The sequence below is a fragment of the Alteromonas pelagimontana genome (assembly GCF_002499975.2).
GTDB classification, from domain to species: Bacteria; Pseudomonadota; Gammaproteobacteria; order Enterobacterales; family Alteromonadaceae; genus Alteromonas; species Alteromonas pelagimontana.
In genome coordinates this window covers 2805074-2823454 of sequence record NZ_CP052766.1, presented here as the reverse complement: position 1 = coordinate 2823454, position 18381 = coordinate 2805074, and the positions used below count along the sequence as shown (strand labels likewise).

23 protein-coding genes and 1 pseudogene are annotated in these 18381 nt (G+C 43.4%); all 24 read right to left on the bottom strand.

Annotation, left to right across the window (positions count from 1 at the left end; translation table 11 throughout):
- Positions 1 to 90: 90 nt before the first annotated feature.
- Positions 91 to 1032 (bottom strand): annotated as a pseudogene (locus tag CA267_RS12420) (IS30 family transposase).
- Positions 1033 to 1120: 88 nt separating this feature from the next.
- Positions 1121 to 1912 (bottom strand): class I SAM-dependent methyltransferase, encoded by a 792-nt coding sequence (locus tag CA267_RS12415; protein WP_083638177.1) that lies wholly within the window; start codon positions 1910 to 1912, stop codon positions 1121 to 1123.
- Positions 1913 to 3829, bottom strand: a complete 1917-nt coding sequence (locus CA267_RS12410) for a glycosyltransferase (protein ID WP_075607274.1) — start codon at positions 3827 to 3829, stop codon at positions 1913 to 1915.
- Between the two features lie 24 nt (positions 3830 to 3853).
- On the bottom strand, positions 3854 to 5122 hold the full coding sequence (locus tag CA267_RS12405) for a nucleotide sugar dehydrogenase (RefSeq protein WP_075607273.1): 1269 nt from the start codon (positions 5120 to 5122) through the stop codon (positions 3854 to 3856).
- Positions 5123 to 5124: 2 nt separating this feature from the next.
- A complete protein-coding gene (locus CA267_RS12400) occupies positions 5125 to 5706 on the bottom strand; it encodes a hypothetical protein (protein WP_075607272.1) in 582 nt (193 codons plus the stop codon).
- A gap of 116 nt (positions 5707 to 5822) precedes the next feature.
- Entirely contained in the window at positions 5823 to 6221 is a 399-nt protein-coding gene (gene rplQ, locus CA267_RS12395) for a 50S ribosomal protein L17 (RefSeq protein WP_075607271.1), read from the bottom strand.
- Positions 6222 to 6262: 41 nt separating this feature from the next.
- The gene (locus CA267_RS12390; RefSeq protein ID WP_075607270.1) at positions 6263 to 7252 is read right to left on the bottom strand and encodes a DNA-directed RNA polymerase subunit alpha; all 990 of its coding nucleotides are present in this window, start codon (positions 7250 to 7252) and stop codon (positions 6263 to 6265) included.
- A gap of 19 nt (positions 7253 to 7271) precedes the next feature.
- Positions 7272 to 7892, bottom strand: coding sequence for a 30S ribosomal protein S4 (rpsD, locus tag CA267_RS12385; protein WP_075607269.1), 621 nt, complete (start codon positions 7890 to 7892; stop codon positions 7272 to 7274).
- 24 nt (positions 7893 to 7916) lie between these two features.
- Positions 7917 to 8309 carry a 30S ribosomal protein S11 gene (gene rpsK / locus CA267_RS12380; protein WP_075607268.1) on the bottom strand — a complete coding sequence of 131 codons (393 nt, stop codon included), beginning with the start codon at positions 8307 to 8309 and terminating at the stop codon, positions 7917 to 7919.
- 16 nt (positions 8310 to 8325) lie between these two features.
- Positions 8326 to 8682 carry a 30S ribosomal protein S13 gene (rpsM, locus tag CA267_RS12375; protein WP_075607267.1) on the bottom strand — a complete coding sequence of 119 codons (357 nt, stop codon included), beginning with the start codon at positions 8680 to 8682 and terminating at the stop codon, positions 8326 to 8328.
- 162 nt (positions 8683 to 8844) lie between these two features.
- Complete coding sequence (gene rpmJ, locus CA267_RS12370; protein ID WP_075607266.1) at positions 8845 to 8958, bottom strand: 50S ribosomal protein L36; 114 nt, start codon at positions 8956 to 8958, stop codon at positions 8845 to 8847.
- A 25-nt stretch (positions 8959 to 8983) separates the two neighbouring features.
- Positions 8984 to 10303 carry a preprotein translocase subunit SecY gene (gene secY / locus CA267_RS12365; protein WP_075607265.1) on the bottom strand — a complete coding sequence of 440 codons (1320 nt, stop codon included), beginning with the start codon at positions 10301 to 10303 and terminating at the stop codon, positions 8984 to 8986.
- A gap of 5 nt (positions 10304 to 10308) precedes the next feature.
- Positions 10309 to 10743: a 50S ribosomal protein L15 gene (gene rplO, locus CA267_RS12360; RefSeq protein ID WP_075607264.1), complete on the bottom strand. Its 435-nt coding sequence runs from the start codon at positions 10741 to 10743 to the stop codon at positions 10309 to 10311.
- A 3-nt stretch (positions 10744 to 10746) separates the two neighbouring features.
- On the bottom strand, positions 10747 to 10926 hold the full coding sequence (gene rpmD / locus CA267_RS12355; RefSeq protein WP_075607263.1) for a 50S ribosomal protein L30: 180 nt from the start codon (positions 10924 to 10926) through the stop codon (positions 10747 to 10749).
- Between the two features lie 6 nt (positions 10927 to 10932).
- Entirely contained in the window at positions 10933 to 11433 is a 501-nt protein-coding gene (gene rpsE, locus CA267_RS12350) for a 30S ribosomal protein S5 (RefSeq protein WP_075607262.1), read from the bottom strand.
- 9 nt (positions 11434 to 11442) lie between these two features.
- On the bottom strand, positions 11443 to 11796 hold the full coding sequence (gene rplR / locus CA267_RS12345; protein ID WP_075607289.1) for a 50S ribosomal protein L18: 354 nt from the start codon (positions 11794 to 11796) through the stop codon (positions 11443 to 11445).
- 12 nt (positions 11797 to 11808) lie between these two features.
- Positions 11809 to 12342, bottom strand: coding sequence for a 50S ribosomal protein L6 (rplF, locus tag CA267_RS12340; RefSeq protein ID WP_075607261.1), 534 nt, complete (start codon positions 12340 to 12342; stop codon positions 11809 to 11811).
- Positions 12343 to 12355: 13 nt separating this feature from the next.
- Positions 12356 to 12748, bottom strand: a complete 393-nt coding sequence (rpsH, locus tag CA267_RS12335; RefSeq protein WP_075607260.1) for a 30S ribosomal protein S8 — start codon at positions 12746 to 12748, stop codon at positions 12356 to 12358.
- A 12-nt stretch (positions 12749 to 12760) separates the two neighbouring features.
- Positions 12761 to 13066: a 30S ribosomal protein S14 gene (gene rpsN, locus CA267_RS12330; RefSeq protein ID WP_075607259.1), complete on the bottom strand. Its 306-nt coding sequence runs from the start codon at positions 13064 to 13066 to the stop codon at positions 12761 to 12763.
- 10 nt (positions 13067 to 13076) lie between these two features.
- Positions 13077 to 13616 carry a 50S ribosomal protein L5 gene (rplE, locus tag CA267_RS12325; protein WP_075607258.1) on the bottom strand — a complete coding sequence of 180 codons (540 nt, stop codon included), beginning with the start codon at positions 13614 to 13616 and terminating at the stop codon, positions 13077 to 13079.
- A 16-nt stretch (positions 13617 to 13632) separates the two neighbouring features.
- Entirely contained in the window at positions 13633 to 13947 is a 315-nt protein-coding gene (rplX, locus tag CA267_RS12320; protein ID WP_075607257.1) for a 50S ribosomal protein L24, read from the bottom strand.
- A 12-nt stretch (positions 13948 to 13959) separates the two neighbouring features.
- On the bottom strand, positions 13960 to 14328 hold the full coding sequence (gene rplN, locus CA267_RS12315) for a 50S ribosomal protein L14 (RefSeq protein WP_075607256.1): 369 nt from the start codon (positions 14326 to 14328) through the stop codon (positions 13960 to 13962).
- Between the two features lie 336 nt (positions 14329 to 14664).
- A complete protein-coding gene (locus CA267_RS12310; RefSeq protein ID WP_097349094.1) occupies positions 14665 to 16047 on the bottom strand; it encodes a DUF4397 domain-containing protein in 1383 nt (460 codons plus the stop codon).
- A gap of 226 nt (positions 16048 to 16273) precedes the next feature.
- Positions 16274 to 17917, bottom strand: a complete 1644-nt coding sequence (locus CA267_RS12305; protein WP_075607254.1) for a S8 family serine peptidase — start codon at positions 17915 to 17917, stop codon at positions 16274 to 16276.
- Positions 17918 to 18381 lie beyond the last annotated feature (464 nt).

Genomic DNA, 18381 nt, shown 5'->3' with positions numbered 1-18381 from the left:
TTAGTATGGATGATTTAAGACGTCAAGCGTCATTAACTTTGCTAACTTTAAAAGGCGCGAATTCAACTCCGAAGTACACCACTCGCTAAATTAAGCCGCTCCTCGTAACTGCTCGAACACGACGGCAGGCTGTGTAAACCCTAACCACTCCCTTGATCTTGCATTTACGGCACGCTCAACATCAGCAATTTACTTATCGGTAACTTCCGTAAGTCTGTGCCTTTACGGATGTATTGGCGCAGTAACCCGTAAAAGCTCTCGTTTAGCCCACCCTCCCAGGACGAATATGAGTTAGCGAAATTAACGGCCGTTTTCAGCTTATCCGCAACCACCTCGTGAGCGCAGAACTCTGCGCCGTTGGCCGCGGTAATCGTGCGGACATGGCAAAGGTACGCCACAACATACCAACCATTGTTCGCCCTACATCACCGGCGGTTTTCGCTGGCACTTTGCGTATCAGGTACAGTTTACTTTTTTGCTCAACCAGACTTACGATACCACCTGTGCCGTTCTTGCCTAATACGGTGTCGGCTTCCCAGTCACCAAACCGTTTTTTCTTATCAACGATGGCAGGAAGGCGTCCAGTGCCAACCATATTCGGTATAATAATTCGCTTCGCGCGGCTGCCTTTGCGGTATTTCCGGTGGCCATGTCGCAACTGCTTGTACAGCATGCCGCCACGCAGTTTATCGCGTAGAACGTAGCCGTAAATCCACTCATGGCTTACCAAATGACAAATAATTTTGCCTACCCCTGCAATCTACTCAGGAATCCACTTTTTGCTTCAACCCGAATTCAACAAACGTGATGGTCAGTTCAAGTACACAATATTTGGTTGCCTGACATCGTCGTTTTACCGTCTTGGCTTGCGCCACTTCAGGCAGGTTGTGGTTATCCCTAATTCCATTTCGTCGGACTTCGCGACTAATGGTGCTGTGAAAAACAATTCTCAATCACCCGCTGGCTGAGAACCTCGCGTAAGCCGGCTTCGATCTGGTATCGTTGCTCTTCAATCAACTGCTTATAACTCATGGTAATACTCGTTTTGTTTGGCGACTAAAGAGTATCATCAACAGGTACTTGATCTCTTCTCACCGTTTAACCATGAGTGGTGCAGTTATTATCTGAATTCGGGGCTCTCTCGTCTTCTGAAGATAGCTAAACCTTTTTCCAATTTTAATTGTTCGCAATTAAGACTGTATTTGTCTGTCCAACTTTCAATAATAGCTTGCTCATCGCTTCTATCTGAATCGTCGAGCCAAACTTGAAAATTTAAAGAAAGTTTGTCATTTGAAAATACCATAGCAGGATATCGACTAAACTTACATTTAATTCCCGGAGGACCGTCAATAAAAAGAAAATCTATATCATCAGGAACTAAATCTTTTCGCAAAGAATACCAAAAATTAGTATTTTCGACATCCAGATGTTCTCCATTCCATTCCTCTAGAGGAGAAACGATAAAATCTACGTACTGACCTAATCCGACTGATTCGATATTGCTTTTACATTCATCAGAATACTTTTTAAGATGATCGACGGATGTAAGTTTCCCAAATCCATTCTTTTTCATCGCCTCAGCGATGATAAAAGAAGATGCGCCACTACCGAATTCCAAAACGTTTTTGGGTTTACTCTGTAAAACGAAATTATATAATCTCAAAGCTACATCGGGCGATATCGCCCACCCTCTAAGCGGGGGTAATTTTTGGAAATTTGAAAGTAGAGAACTCAATTTTGTAAAAGCTTCTATTTGCCTGTAACATATATAATCGTGTCTTTTTATGAGAGAAGTTAAATCGTTCCTTACCTTATTGGTATGATAAACCGCACTACCGCCAGGAGTTTTCACAGAGTTTTCTATTCTTTCTAAACGCTTTATCAATTCTTCTAATTGTGTTGAGATATTCATTTAGTTTCCTGAGCGATTCAAGCATTTCCTAATAGATAAGTCTAGCGCAGCAGTTATATTCTCAATCCTAAAAAATTCATAAGATCCTGAACCAGCTTTACTTAACCTATTCCAGATGTTTTCATTTTCATAGATTCTCTGGCAGACCTCTCCTAATTCTTTTGGAGAATTGATTTCAATAGAAACAGGTGAAAGATACTCGCTTAAAGATTGAGGCATTCTCCTGTGCAGTACAGGCGTACCAGACAATAAAGCTTCTAAAGGAACCATTTCAAAGGTAGCTCCAGGAGTAAGATTTATACAAAGGCGATAATTGCCTAATACATTTTCTATATTCTTCGTGTAAGGAATGACTTTGATATTTTTGGGATAGTCGAGATCAGTATGATAATGTTTAATAGCATAGAGGTTTACATGAGGCAGTCGCTTACTCAACTCCTCAATCCACGGAAGAAGGTTTCCGTGAGTCAACTTTTCGTCCAATAGTTTAGCCAAATCCCCTAAAAATATTCCTTCGCGTTCACTATACCTTAATCTTTCTTTACCTTTTAAGTTTAGAGATATTGTTTTCGGAAAAGGAACGATCATAGAACTAATATCTTCGCTAAACAAAGCTGAAGTGCTATTCGAAAAACTAGCGAAAAAACATCGTGGATAACTAAATGGCGAATTAAGTTCAGTAAGCTTACGTTCGATCCATCTTGTTCTATTTTCATTCAGATTAAATGAGAAATTCACAGCACATACCACACCCAACCTGATCATTAATTGAACTTTGTCGATACAATTTGAAAAGTCTGGCCTCTCGGGGTCCGGTGCATAGATGATAGAGAAATCAAATTTTTTTGAGGAGAAATCAAACTCATCGATTTGAGACAAGCAACATGTACTAACACGATGCCCAAGCTGTGTTAATCCTTCAACCAACAACCGTGAGCTTTTGAAAATCCCACCCTTTTCATTTATCAGAAATCGTCCGACAATGAGAATATCTAAAGAATTCTTTAAATAATTGACGTTCCAATCAATAGATGAAACCACTTCGTTTTGTGTCGTTTTAGTGTTATGTTCAGTATCCTTGTTCGAATGACTATGCTGATAAATTGAAACCTCTCTGGTATCGGGTACTTCTTGAATTTCTTCTTTTTCATGTTTAATTACTATAAAGGGGACTTTCTGCTCTTGACCAAGCTTCGCAAAATATACATCAGCCATGTTGGGAGTTGGAAAATCGCAAAAATTAACATTGAAAGAACTCGTATGAAAGCCAACACATCCAGTTCCCAATATATGTACAGGTGTGTCCTCTGGACGAGCAGAGCCAAATGTAAATACTCTTCTTGAATTCTTATTATAGTAATTCTTAAAGGGACATAAAATTAAGCTTCCATGCCAACCAACCACTACAGGTTCACGTTTGCTGATAATCTTTTGTTTAATTCTTGCTACATAATCATTAGGATAAATTAAATCATCATCACAAGTAAAATAAAAACCTTTATGTTCATCTACCCAGAAAAATTTACCTGCATCGCCAACTTTTCTATCGAAGTCTTGGGACCTTTTGATCAAAATCTTCTTATTGTCTTTTAGGAAATCCGGAATCTCAGAATATCCATCTAGAAAAATTCCTATTTTATCAACTTGTTTTACTAATGATTTTACTGTCTCAAGTAACGCATACTCTCTAGACGGTATAGAAGCTATTCCGACAAAAGTCGGTTCTTCAAAAGATAAGTGAACAGAGAATGATTTGTGGTTACCATTATTAAGTAACTTTTTATTTATTAGCTTAAGATTGAACTCTATTTGCTCGCGTATAGTTGGACTAGAACTTTTATAAATCTTATTATATATTTTTTTTGCTTCTAATAACTTATCTTGACGAACTAACGAATTTGCTTCTTTTAAACTCACGGAAAAACCTCTTTTTTCTTAAACTTACAGTCTTACCTGACCTAGCCCGCGCTCTTCAATTATATTTTTCATATCGTACAATGTGCCACCATCAACAAGATATTTCATTATATTCTTATAATTGTCACGATACTTTTTATGAGCAACTGCTATTATCACAGCATCATAAGATCTATTTTCAATAGTATTTTCATTAATTAAACAAAAATTTCCCTGAATTATCCTTGGATCGACCCAGTAGTCGCATGCATCGACTTTCATACCGTATGAAGATAAGTTATCAATTAGAGCAAAAACTTTAGAGTTTCTAATATCAGGACAGTTCTCTTTAAAGCTAAGACCCATGACTAGAACTCTAGCGTTTTTTATCCTTTGCTCTCTATTGATCATATTTTTAACTAACTGCGAAGATATATATTCAGACATTCCATTATTTATTTCCCTTGCAGTTCTTATCATGTCAGGCACATAGCCTACACTTACTGATTTATGCAAAAGGTAATATGGATCAACGCCGATGCAATGCCCCCCTACGAGGCCAGGTTGAAGCTTAATAAAATTCCACTTAGTAGCAGCTGCATCTATTACATCCGCCGTATCTATCCCAAGGTGAGAAAAAATAATTGCTAATTCGTTTATGAGGGCGATATTGACATCTCTTTGAGTATTTTCTATTACTTTTGCAGCTTCAGCTACTTTTATACTAGCTGCTTTAAACGTTCCTGCTTCGATAACACTATCGTATAGCTTATCTATATAGTCAGCAATCTCTGGAGTTGAGCCCGATGTGACCTTTAAAATTTTGTGAATCGGACGCTCTTTGTCTCCCGGATTGATACGCTCAGGACTATAACCGACAAAAAAATCTCTATTAAATGTAAGAGAAGAACCCTGCTCTAAAATAGGAACGCATACCTCTTCTGTAGCTCCAGGATAAACTGTCGATTCATAAATTATAATATCACCTTTATCTATAACCTGAGCTATAGCTGATGAAGAACTTATAAGTGGGTTAAGGTCGGGCTGGTGATTTTCATCAATAGGTGTAGGCACAGTCACAATGTAAATATTTGCTTCTTTTAATTCAGACAAATCAGAAGTAAATTTTACATTTTTAGTTTTCAGATCTTTTTCAGTTACCTCTAAAGTCGTATCTACTCCGTCATTAAGTTCATAAACTCTATTCTCATTTATATCGTAGCCGATAACAGAGTATTTCCCAGCAAAAGCTAACGCTAACGGTAGACCAACATAACCTAAACCTATAACGGCAATGTATACTTTTTCCTGCAATTTTAGTCGCCTTTCTTGTTGATTCTACGCTCTTCAGCTTCACCGAATTTAAGAAAATGGATTATCGGCTGAACACCAGACTGAGCTATGTCGGCATGAGCATGTATATAATAAAGAGTTTCAAATTTATCCGATGGCTTTCTCCCCTCATAGGCACCGTGTAATAAATAGTGTTCTTCCGGCGATAACTTCGAAAACTTTATATCAGGATAAGAGGAGATATAAAACTCACGGTCAAAAGTTTTTCTTTCAGAAATTAATTGTACATCTTTTTTAATTTTTCTCCTAAAGCTCCAGCTTCTTTTCCAAAGAAGTTCGTGAGCAAATCGAACAACAGTTCTAAGCCATGTTAATTCATTTAGAAGACATTTTTCTTTCTGCTTATATTTCGTTAGCCTACGTTCAAGATCTGTAATCTTATAGACGGTATCATTTTCCTTTTTTACTCGATATTCTAATTCTTCCTGCGCCGAATGTAGCTGAGATAATAGAAGAGTATTTAGCTCCCTTTCTCGCTGAATATTTTCTTGAGCTTCACTATACTTTTCCTCTAGTTCAGCAAAATTAAATTTTTTGCTATCCATAAAATCTACTCGGGTTACTTGCAAATAATTTTCTACTTAGAGCAACGATTATTGTCTAGTTTAACTTAACACAAAAAACCCCGCCTTAGCGGGGTTTTCCTTCAAGCTAAACAAGCTTACTCTTCAGTTGCTTCAGCTTCTTCAGAAACTTCAACTTCTGGACGGTCTACCAATTCAACGAATGCCATAGGGGCGTTGTCGCCGGCGCGGAAGCCGCACTTCATAATGCGAGTGTAACCACCTGGGCGGGCTTCGTAACGAGGCCCTAATTCATTAAACAGTTTACCTACAACTTCTTTATCACCTGTGCGGGCGAAAGCTAAACGGCGGTTTGATACGCTGTCTTGCTTAGCCATAGTGATAAGAGGCTCGATCACGCGACGTAATTCTTTCGCTTTTGGTAACGTCGTTTTGATCACTTCGTGCTTGACCAATGAGCCAGCCATGTTACGAAACATAGCTTGACGATGGCTGCTGTTGCGATTCAACTGACGACCACTCTTACGATGGCGCATAGTTTTATCCTTCTCTACAAATCAGTTTGATATAAACCTGATTAATCTTTTTCAGCGATGCTCTCTGGAGGCCAGTTTTCTAGGCGCATGCCCAGAGAAAGACCGCGAGAGGCTAACACGTCTTTGATTTCAGTTAGCGATTTCTTACCTAGGTTAGGCGTTTTAAGAAGCTCAACCTCTGTACGCTGAACCAGGTCACCAATGTACTGGATAGCTTCGGCTTTCAAACAGTTTGCAGAACGTACTGTTAACTCTAAATCATCAACTGGACGTAACAGAATGGGATCAAATTCCGGCTTCTCTTCTTTCTGAACAGGTTCAGAAACGTCGCGCAGGTCAACAAAGGCTTCAAGCTGTTCAGCCAAAATTGTGGCTGCACGGCGGATCGCTTCTTCAGGATCTAAAGTGCCATTGGTTTCCATATCGATGATCAGTTTGTCTAAGTCTGTGCGTTGTTCAACACGAGCAGATTCGACGCTATAAGCAATACGTTCAACTGGACTATATGAAGCATCAACTAACAAACGACCAATTGGGCGATCATCTTCTTCTGAGGAGCGACGTGTAGCAGCAGGAACATAACCACGGCCCATTTCTACCTTAACGCGCATGCTGATTTCAGCGTCGCCAGTCAAAGTACAAATAACATGATCCGGGTTAACGATTTCTACGTCACCGTCATGCTGAATATCACCAGCAACAACAGGGCCAGCGCCAGATTTCACTAGAGTCAGGGTTGCCTCATCTTTACCTTCAAGGCGAACCGCTAAACCTTTTAGATTGAGCAGGATCTCGATTACATCTTCCTGCACACCTTCTTTGGTGCTGTACTCGTGTAACACGCCGTCAATTTCAACCTCAGTTACCGCACATCCAGGCATGGATGACAGTAAAATACGGCGCAGGGCGTTACCCAGAGTGTGGCCAAAGCCGCGCTCCAGGGGTTCCAAAGTTACTTTGGCACGAGTAGGAGAAACGTTTTCGATCTCAACTAATCTCGGTTTTAGGAATTCAGTCACAGAACCCACAATGCTTCCTCTTTAGTTAGCTTTACTTAGAGTAAAGTTCGACGATCAACTGTTCGTTAATTTCAGCAGACAAATCAGTTCTTTCTGGAACACGTTTGAACGTGCCTTCCATTTTTGTGCTGTCTACTTCAATCCACGTTGGCTTTTCACGTTGGTCAGCCAATTCTAAAGCAGCCACGATGCGTGATTGCTTTTTAGCTTTTTCACGAACAGAAACCACGTCTTCGGCAGAAACGTTAAAAGATGGAATGTTCACAACACGACCGTTTACAACAATCGCCTTGTGGCTAACCAGCTGGCGTGCTTCAGCACGAGTACTGGCAAATCCCATCCGGTAAACTACGTTATCCAGACGCTGTTCGAGAAGCTGCAACAGGTTTTCACCGGTATTGCCCTTCAGACGTGCAGCTTCTTTATAGTAGTTGCGGAATTGCTTTTCCAATACGCCATACATACGACGTACTTTTTGTTTTTCACGCAGCTGAACACCGTAATCAGACAAACGACCACGACGGGCCCCATGTTGACCAGGCGCCGTATCGATTTTACATTTAGAATCGATTGCGCGAACGCCGCTTTTCAGGAACAGGTCAGTCCCTTCGCGACGGCTAAGTTTGAGTTTTGGACCCAAATATCTTGCCATGTTCTTTCTCCAACTGTCCGTCGATTAAACGCGACGTTTTTTCGGTGGACGACAACCGTTGTGAGGAATAGGAGTCACATCGGTAATGTTTGTGATCTTATACCCAGTAGCGTTAAGTGCACGAATCGCAGATTCACGACCTGGACCTGGACCTTTAACGAAAACTTCTAGGTTTTTCAGACCGTAATCTTGTGCGGCTACGCCAGCACGCTCAGCAGCAACCTGTGCAGCAAAAGGGGTAGATTTACGTGAACCACGGAAACCAGAACCACCTGAAGTTGCCCAAGCAAGTGCATTGCCTTGACGGTCAGTGATAGTCACAATTGTGTTGTTGAAAGACGCATGGATATGAGCCATTCCGTCTGCGACCTGACGTTTTGCGCGTTTACGCGTACTACGAGTAGGTGCTTTAGCCATAACTTATACTCCCCGCTTACTTTTTAATTGGCTTACGAGGACCTTTACGGGTACGCGCATTAGTTTTAGTGCGCTGACCACGTAGAGGCAAGCTACGACGGTGGCGAATACCACGGAAGCAACCCAGGTCCATCAAACGTTTGATGCTCATTGATACTTCACGGCGTAAGTCACCTTCAACGGTAACCTTAGCCACTTCTTCACGAAGTTTCTCTACAGTCGCTTCGTCTAGCTCTTTAATTTTTGTAGATTCTGCAACACCAGCGCCTGCACAGATGCTTTTCGCACGTGAAGGACCAACACCATAGATTGCTTGAAGCGCAATCACGGCGTGCTTGTGTTCAGGAATGTTAATGCCAGCGATACGGGCCATTAACAGCACTCCTCTAATTTATTGTCGACGACCTAAAAAGCCCGATAGGATACTTATCCGCCGACTAAATTGCAAATTTAGCTTCATAATACTGCAACATATAGAGCAGAACCTGATGTCAGGTTCTGCTTACATATTACTCTGCATTAATCGCCGCTATGATTAACCTTGCCTTTGCTTATGCTTCGGCTCAACACAAATCACTCGCACAACACCGTTGCGCTTGATGATTTTGCAGTTACGGCAAATCTTTTTAACTGATGCACGAACTTTCATTACATCACTCCGTAGTGCACTAATCTTAGCGACCGTAGCCTTTTAGATTAGCTTTCTTCAGAACAGACTCATACTGAGTTGACATCAGATGTGTCTGCACCTGTGCCATAAAGTCCATGATGACTACCACGATAATCAGAAGCGACGTACCACCGAAGTAGAACGGCACATTCCAGGCAATCAGCATAAATTCAGGCACTAAACAAATAAAGGTTATGTAAAGTGCGCCAGCCAGAGTCAGACGAGTCATTACCTTATCGATATAACGTGACGTTTGCTCACCTGGGCGAATACCCGGAATGAACGCACCAGATTTCTTCAAATTATCAGCTGTATCACGCGGATTGAAAACCAGCGCAGTATAGAAGAAGCAGAAGAAGATAATCGCTGCTGCATATAACATCACGTACAGCGGTTGTCCAGGAGAAAGCATTAAAGCGACATCCTGTAACCACGCTGTGGATTCATTCTGACCAAACCATCCTGCGATGGTTCCGGGGAACAGAATAATGCTGGAAGCAAAGATTGGCGGTATAACACCAGCCATATTTACTTTAAGCGGTAAATGCGTGCTCTGCGCTGCAAAAACCTTACGGCCTTGCTGACGCTTCGCGTAGTTTACCACAATTCGGCGTTGTGCGCGTTCAACGAACACTACCAGGTAAATAAGACCAATTACGATCACACCAATTAATAACAGGAACAACAGATTAATATCACCCTGTCTCGCTTGTTCCGCAGTCTGACCTATCGCTGTTGGCAGACCGGCAACAATACCAGCAAATATCAATATAGAAATACCGTTACCGATACCTCTTTCGGTAATTTGCTCACCCAACCACATCAGGAACATGGTTCCTGTGACTAAGCTTACCACCGCTGTAAAGTAGAATCCGAAGCCAGGACTTATCACCAATCCATTAATCAGGTTTGGCAGATTCGTCGCGATACCAATAGATTGGAAAGTTGCCAGCACCAACGTCAAATAGCGCGTGTACTGACTGATCTTACGACGACCTGCTTCCCCTTCTTTTTTAAGCTCCATCATCGGCGGATGAACCACCGTGAGCAACTGCATAATAATGGATGCAGTAATGTATGGCATAATGCCCAAAGCCAGAACGGACGCACGCTCAAGCGCACCACCGGAGAACATGTTGAACATTTCTACGATAGTACCTTTTTGTTGCTCAAATAAGTCTGCAAGTACCGCAGCGTCAATGCCAGGAAGAGGCACATAGGAGCCTAGTCTGAATACTACAATAGCACCAAATACGAACAACAATCTTGCCTTGAGCTCACTCAAGCCACTTTTAGCGCCTGAATCCAATCCTGGTTTAGCCATCTAGCTTATTCCTCTACTTTACCGCCGGCAGCTTCAATCGCTTCGCGCGCGCCTTTTGTCACCTTTAACCCGCTAACAGTTACAGCGCGTGAAACTTCACCGCTCTTAACCACTTTAACGAACTGGATATCTTTTTTGATAAGACCAGCTGCTTTCAGGGTTTCAAGTGATGCTGTATCACCGGCTACCTTTGCGATTTCAGCCAAGGTAACTTCGTCAGTAACAAAGCTCTTGCGTGATGTGAAACCGAACTTAGGCAGACGACGCTGAATTGGCATCTGACCACCTTCAAATCCTGGCTTAACAGTACCGCCAGAACGTGAAGTTTGACCTTTGTGACCACGGCCGCCTGTTTTACCAAGACCTGAACCGATACCACGGCCAACGCGCTTAGCACTATTTTTAGCTCCGGGTGCAGGAGCAATCGTATTTAATCGCATATCTTACTCCTCCACTACTTCAACCATGTAGTGAACACGGTTGATCATGCCACGTACAGATGGGGTGTCTTCCAACTCACGGACATGGTTGATTTTACGAAGACCTAAGCCTTTAAGCGTTGCTTTGTGCTTTGGCAATCTGCCAATCGCACTTTTCGTTTGCTTTACTTTAATCGTTGCCATGTCTGATTACCCCAAAATCTCTTCTACAGACAATCCACGCTTCGCTGCAACACCCGCTGGAGAGTTCATCTCAGTCAGCGCGTTAATTGTTGCACGAACAACGTTGATTGGGTTTGTAGAGCCGTAACATTTTGAAAGTACGTTCTGCACACCAGCTACTTCAAGTACTGCACGCATCGCACCGCCGGCAATAATACCGGTACCTTCAGATGCTTGTTGCATGTAAACTTTTGAACCGGAATGACGACCCTTAATTGGGTGCTGTAACGTATGGCCATTTAAGTCGACGCTAACCATGTTGCGACGCGCTTTTTCCATTGCTTTTTGAATAGCAGCTGGCACTTCACGTGCTTTACCGTAACCAAAACCAACACGACCGTTACCATCACCCACTACTGTCAATGCAGTGAAACTGAAGATACGACCACCTTTAACCACTTTAGATACGCGGTTAACGGCAATCAATTTCTCTAACAGTTCACCGTTTTGAGTTTCTTGTTTAGCCATTATTAACTCCTAGAACTGAAGACCAGCTTCACGAGCTGCATCAGCTAATGCTTTAACGCGGCCGTGGTATTTAAAACCGCTGCGATCAAAAGCGACATTCTTGATGCCTTTTTCGATTGCACGTTCCGCGATAGCTTTACCAACTGCTGCCGCCGCTTCAACATTACCAGTCGACTTCAGATCTTTAGACAGATCTTTTTCAACGGTAGAAGCTGCCGCCAATACTTCAGAACCGCTAGGCGCGATTAACTGAGCGTAAATATGGCGAGGTGTACGGTTTATCACCAAGCGATGCGCGGCCAGTTCACGAATTTTTGCGCGTGCGCGGGTAGCGCGACGCAAGCGAGCTGTTTTCTTATCCATCGTATCACCCACCTACTTTTTCTTAGCTTCTTTACGACGTACAACTTCATCTGAATAACGTACACCTTTACCTTTGTAAGGCTCTGGTGGACGGTAACCACGGATGTTAGCTGCGACCTGTCCAACTACCTGCTTATCCGCGCCTTTGACGAGAATTTCAGTTTGAGTTGGAGTTTCTACCGTAATGCCTTCAGGCATTTCGTATACGACGGGATGTGAAAAACCTAAAGTCAGGTTAAGCTTGCTACCTTGTGCTTGCGCACGGTAACCAACACCATTCAACTGAAGCTTTTTCTGGAAACCATCGGTTACACCAACGATCATTGCATTTAACAGCGCGCGTGCAGTACCAGCCTGAGCCCAACCGTCTGCAAAACCTTCACGAGGAAGGGCTTTCAGTTGATTCTCTTCCTGGACAACTTCAACAGCGTCATTAAATACACGTGTCAGTGTGCCATTTTTGCCTTTTACGCTAACTTCTTGACCAGAAATAGAAATTTCTACGCCTGATGCGATGTTAACTGGGGCCTTTGCTACTCGTGACATTTCAACTCCTCCGTTACGCTACATAACCGATGATTTCACCACCCATGCCCGCTCTACGCGCTGCACGGTCAGTCATAACACCTTTAGAAGTCGACACGATAGCGATGCCCAGACCACCCATAACCTTTGGAAGCTCATCTTTTTTCTTATAGATGCGCAGACCAGGGCGGCTAACCCGTTCAATTGTGTCAATTACGTGCTTACCTTCGAAGTACTTAAGAGTAACTTCAAGGGCAGGCTTAACGTCACCAGAAACAGCGAATTCAGAAATATAACCTTCTGCTTTCAACACTTCTGCGATAGCTACACGCAGTTTTGAAGAAGGCATGGTTACAGTTACTTTCTGCGCCATTTGGCCGTTACGGATGCGGGTAAACATATCCGCGATAGGATCTTGCATGCTCATTTACGCTACTCCTTACCAGCTGGCTTTTTTAAGGCCAGGGACTTCACCGCGCATCGCAGCTTCACGAAGCTTGATACGGCTAAGACCGAATTTGCGAAGGAAACCATGTGGACGGCCAGTAATACGGCAGCGGTTTTGCTGACGAGATTTACTTGAGTCACGTGGCAATTGTTGTAGCTTCAAAACAGCATCCCAACGCTCTTCTTCAGAAGCGTTAACATCGCTGACAGTTGCTTTAAGTGCGGCACGTTTTTCAGCATATTTAGCAACTAGCTTTGCACGCTTGACTTCACGAGCCTTCATTGATTCTTTTGCCATAACCCTACCCTTATTTTCTGAATGGGAAGTTGAACGCGGTCAACAGAGCACGCGCTTCATCATCAGAGCCCGCTGAGGTAGTGATAGTAATATCCATACCACGAACTTTATCCACTTTATCGAAATCGATTTCAGGGAAGATGATTTGCTCACGAACACCCATGCTGTAGTTACCACGACCATCAAATGACTTCGGGTTTAAACCGCGAAAGTCACGAACACGTGGAATCGCAATTGAAATTAAGCGTTCCAGGAATTCCCACATACGCTCACCGCGTAGGGTTACTTTACAGCCAATCGGATAACCGTCACGGATTTTAAAGCCCGCAACTGATTTTCTTGCAACTGTGACAATCGGTTTCTGACCAGCGATAGCCGCCATGTCAGCTTGAGCATGCTCAAGGATCTTTTTGTCAGCAACTGCTTCACCTAAACCCATGTTTAGAGTGATTTTTTCAATCCGAGGGACTTGCATGACGCTTTTGTATCCGAACTGCTTAGCAAGTTCAGCTACTACTGTTTCTTTATAGAAATCATGCAGTTTCGCCATCGTACTCTCCAATTAATTAAACAAGTTCGCCGTTAGATTTGAAGAAACGAACTTTCTTCTCATCTTCAATACGGAAACCAACGCGATCCGCTTTGCCCGTTGCCGGGTTAACAATCGCAACATTAGAAACGTGAATAGAAGCTTCTTTCTCAATAATCCCACCTGGCTCACCCAACTGTGGGTTAGGCTTGGTGTGCTTCTTGATAAGGTTAATACCTTCTACAACTAAACGGTCATCAGCTACCAGCACTTTCAGCACTTTGCCTGTTTTGCCTTTGTCTTTACCCGCTAATACGACTACTTCATCATCACGACGAATTTTTCTAGCCATTATCGTGACTCCTTATAGTACCTCTGGGGCCAATGAGATGATCTTCATGAAGTTATCACTTCGAAGCTCACGTGTGACCGGGCCAAAGATACGCGTACCAATTGGTTGCTTGTTGTTGTTTAACAACACAGCCGCGTTGCTGTCAAAACGGATGGTAGAACCATCTGCACGACGCACGCCTTTTCTAGTACGCACCACCACTGCGTTCAGAACGTCACCTTTTTTTACCTTACCGCGAGGAATTGCTTCCTTGACGGTAACTTTGATGATGTCACCGATACCTGCATAACGGCGATGCGAGCCACCAAGAACCTTAATACACTGAACCCTGCGAGCGCCGCTGTTATCGGCTACATCCAGGTTAGTTTGCATTTGGATCATGTTAGTGCTCCGCTATTAATGTAAGACTCTCTCGAGTCGTTTCAGCTGTAAAAAACAACAAATGCGTTATTTTTTAACCATACCCCGTTAAAAAGGGCGCGAAATAATAACAGATAAGATTAGGAAGCGATAGGTTAAAAGTGAATTATTTTTAAGCGATACTTGGGCGGGAGATACACCTTCTGATAAGAGTATCACAGTGCTTAAAAAGTCGGTAATAGTAATTAAAATGGTGCGAAAGACACATAGCAGATCGCGATGCCATTTCCGCTGAAAGCGTAACGAAAAACGGCGGAGCGTGCCGCCGTTTTTTTTTAAAAGTGACTACTACAATGACTAATAAAGGACATTTACCTCATAGCCTGTGGCATTGTCGGCAGGCTCAACCGTGATAATGTAATTTTCGTCCTCGGTAAGACCGGTTAACGCAGTGCGGTCAAGCAGAACCTGCTCTTCGTTATCATCTTCATATACTGCGATGACTTCGTAATAATCCGCTGGCAATACTACCACACTGTTTTCGCCAAACTCCATGTTGAGTGCATAATAGAGAGCTGTATCGATAGTTTCATCTTTACGCACCAGATAGAAATCAATGTTATCGAAATCACTGACTAAATTGATAAAGTTTACTGTTTTATCGTAGGCCTGAGGAAGACCACTTTCAATAAAGGACGCGGCGCCTAAGGCATTATTGTTGTTGTAAATCATAATGGCTTTGCTTTCGCCCTGATTTAGCGTCATAAGCTTGTTACTCAAAGGTGTGACGCTACCGTCTCCCGCACTCACAGAAACACGGTAATCACCATAGCGGATCTCAGTAAAGTCACTCATCTCGCCGCTGGACAAGGTGTAAGTAATATCTTCTTCCCCATCATTTCCGCCGAAGGTAACGGTGAGTGGCTGATCCAGCTCGGTGCTGTTATATATGCGATATTGCGATTCAGCGTCCACATCAGTGATATTGGTAACATAGGACGAGTTTAAGATGGCATCGACACTAAGACCTGTCTGAATGGCGCCGCTCACATCACGCAACGTCAACACATATTCGGTATCGTAAGCGAAATCTATAGTTTGCGATTCAAACACAACCTCGGTTTCACCGGGTTTTGTGAGGTAAATAGTATATTTTCCAGAGTCGAAATCGTCGCTGTCGCTATCGCCGGCCCAGAACGTCATTTCAGATAGTGTTTGATAGGAAATGGTGCCCAAGAAATTTGCCGCTTCGAAAGGGTCACCTTCTTCGCTGAGATAAAAATCATACTCACTGCCATCCACCAGCAGACCGGCTACAAATAAACGAAAGTGATCTTCAAGGGTTTCACGCTCAAACTGATACTCAAGGAGCTCAGGCGCAGAAAAATCACCGCTTAATACGATAAGCTTTTTTTGGCCTTGTTCCATGTTTACTGTCATTGTATCTATTAATACTTCCTGATCATCAGAATCAGTGCGGATAAACTCTAATTCCAACTCACCGGTGTCGGTAGAAATTAAAGACGTAGAATCGCCAAATTGCGCTGATCCCAGCGCGTCTCCGTCGACTTCGCGCATAATAACGGTAGCGCCATTAGGTGAAGCATTATAAAACTGCAAATAGGCGTAGGTATAAGTGGAGTCGCTATCGCCACTTGAGCCGCCGCAAGCAGTCAGTCCAGTGACAAGAGCGAGCAGACTTAACAATTTAAACATTGAAGCCAGAATACGAGGTTGCATAAAAACGTACATCCTTAAAAAGTGTATTGTGTTGCGTTTTGAGGGAGCTTTTGAGTAAGCTTATTTTGTCGTTATATTACGCAGCTATGGCCTCAGAATCCGCTGGCTGTTCCCGTCTTTACAAAACCTTTGCATTATTGACATTTTGCTGAAGAAAAAATGAATACTTTTCTGTTGCGGAAAAAAAAGGCCAACATCAGTCGGCCTTGTTCTATCTTACGATCTATTACTCATAAGAGTAACTTAGGGTAACACCGTTATAGGCACTATAAGCGCGTAAGCCGATGTGCCAGGTTCCCGAGGCTGGATTGTTAAAGGTACATACTTCGCCATTACCTTCCAGGTAAGGCCTGCAGTCGTAACTGTTGGTTTCGGGTTGCGAACCGAGTTTGACATACAAGTCGACATCGCCGGTGCCACCGGATGTTTGAATTGTCATAGAAGATACACCGGCAGGAATATCCCATGTATAGCGTTTCCATGAACTACGCGCACCAGACAAATCCGTCACTTGACCAGACACAGGTTCGACATCAGGATCGGTAGGATTTTCGCCACCACTACCACCGCCATCACAGCCGTTTGTATTCAGATAATCCACCGCATTTGATGCTTTGACAATACCGAATCCGTACTGATTATCACGCCCTGCCGCTCCGCGATCCTTTGCAGTCGCCGTTAATGCAGAGCGAATTTCAGTGTTGGTACACTGCGGGAAGAAACTCCATACCAGAGCTGCTGCACCAACGACATGAGGTGTCGCCATAGAGGTACCGCTGAGCGATGCATAGGTATTGGTAGGATAGGTAGAGTAAACCGACGATCCAGGCGCGGCAATTTCTACTTTAGAATTGTACTGAGAGTAACTCGCATGATTTTCGTTGGAATCCACGGCTGCTACTGACATGACAGCATCATAGGAAGCAGGGTAAGACATAGTGCTGTTACCGTCGTTGCCGGCAGCAGCAACTAATAAAATGCCATCATCTTCAAAATTTTCCATAGCCGTTTGCTCAGCAGAAGATGAACTGCCTCCACCCAAACTCATATTTACCACGTTTGCACCGGCATCCTGACACTGGTTGATTGCAGCTATTAGGTCAGAGGCATAAGTCCAGTCGCCGTTATCATCGAATATTTTAACAATATGCAGATTAACGCCAGGGTAGACGCCTATTACACCTTCATTGTTATCATAGGCACTGATGGTGCCGGCCACGTGGGTACCGTGACCATTGCCGTCGTTATACCAGTTTCCAACTCCGCTGTTATTGCCAATGCCGGTTACGCCGTTGTTGCTGTCGGGTAAATCGGGATGACCAAGGTTATAGCCAGTGTCAATGACACACACTTTCCGGGCAGAGGTATCGCTTTGCGCAAGCTGATTGGCCTGAACCATATTGTATCCATAGGGTGTGGTTTGTGCCATTAGCGAGCGTTTTGGATCCGGCGATATACTTTCGATATTGCTGTTTTTACGCAGCTTGTTCAGCTGCCCTTTCGTCATTGATGCCGCGACCATTCCTTGTTTGTTCAACACCTTGTGGGTTTTGCCGCCTACACGTTCAATTAATGCTTTTGCGGCAGCTTTATCAAACCGCTGCTTGCCGTCATCAGCTTGGGTAACAGTTGCCTTGCCTTTCGCTACAGAGGTAGCCGTGTTTTTAAACTTTACAATATAACGCTGCTCTTCTGCGGCAGGTGCAATACGATTATTTAAGCGCTCTTGAAGCAGTGTACGCAAGTCTACTTTCTCACCTGGAACTTCTACAGGCGCATTCTGAGTTACTGCGGCATTTACAGACGCGCTAAGCAGAGTCAATGTTGTTGCAATAAGAAGTTTTCTGTTCAATGTGTGTTGTTTTAACATTTTAATTTCCTGTCCTATTTACCCCCCCGTTTTCTCTTTGAAACGTTTGCCTGGGGTTGGTATCGAGCTTATATACCGGCACCCTGTTGAGCTGAACCCGAAAAAGAACGCTTTCCCGCGCACTTTCGCAGCAACAAAAAAAGGCGGCGATGTATAAACGTGGCTATCGCGGCTTGAGCAGCGACATTCTTGCTCCATAGTAGTAACACAGGCGTAGAATGCTTAGGCTACGCCGGTTACAGCTTAAGTTCGCATACGCACAGGCATGCCTGCTTTAAAAAAGCTATTCGAAAGAAGAGGACATTGGGGAAATTGGATTTCGCATTCCCTTGCGGCATGTCGTTCCTTGGCATAATCCTGTTTATTTAACTACTGAGATAATACTGTTGTGACAATTGCCGTCCGAGAATCTTTAGTTGGAATCCTCAACTACAACGGCAATGACAGCGATCAGCATTGTGCGA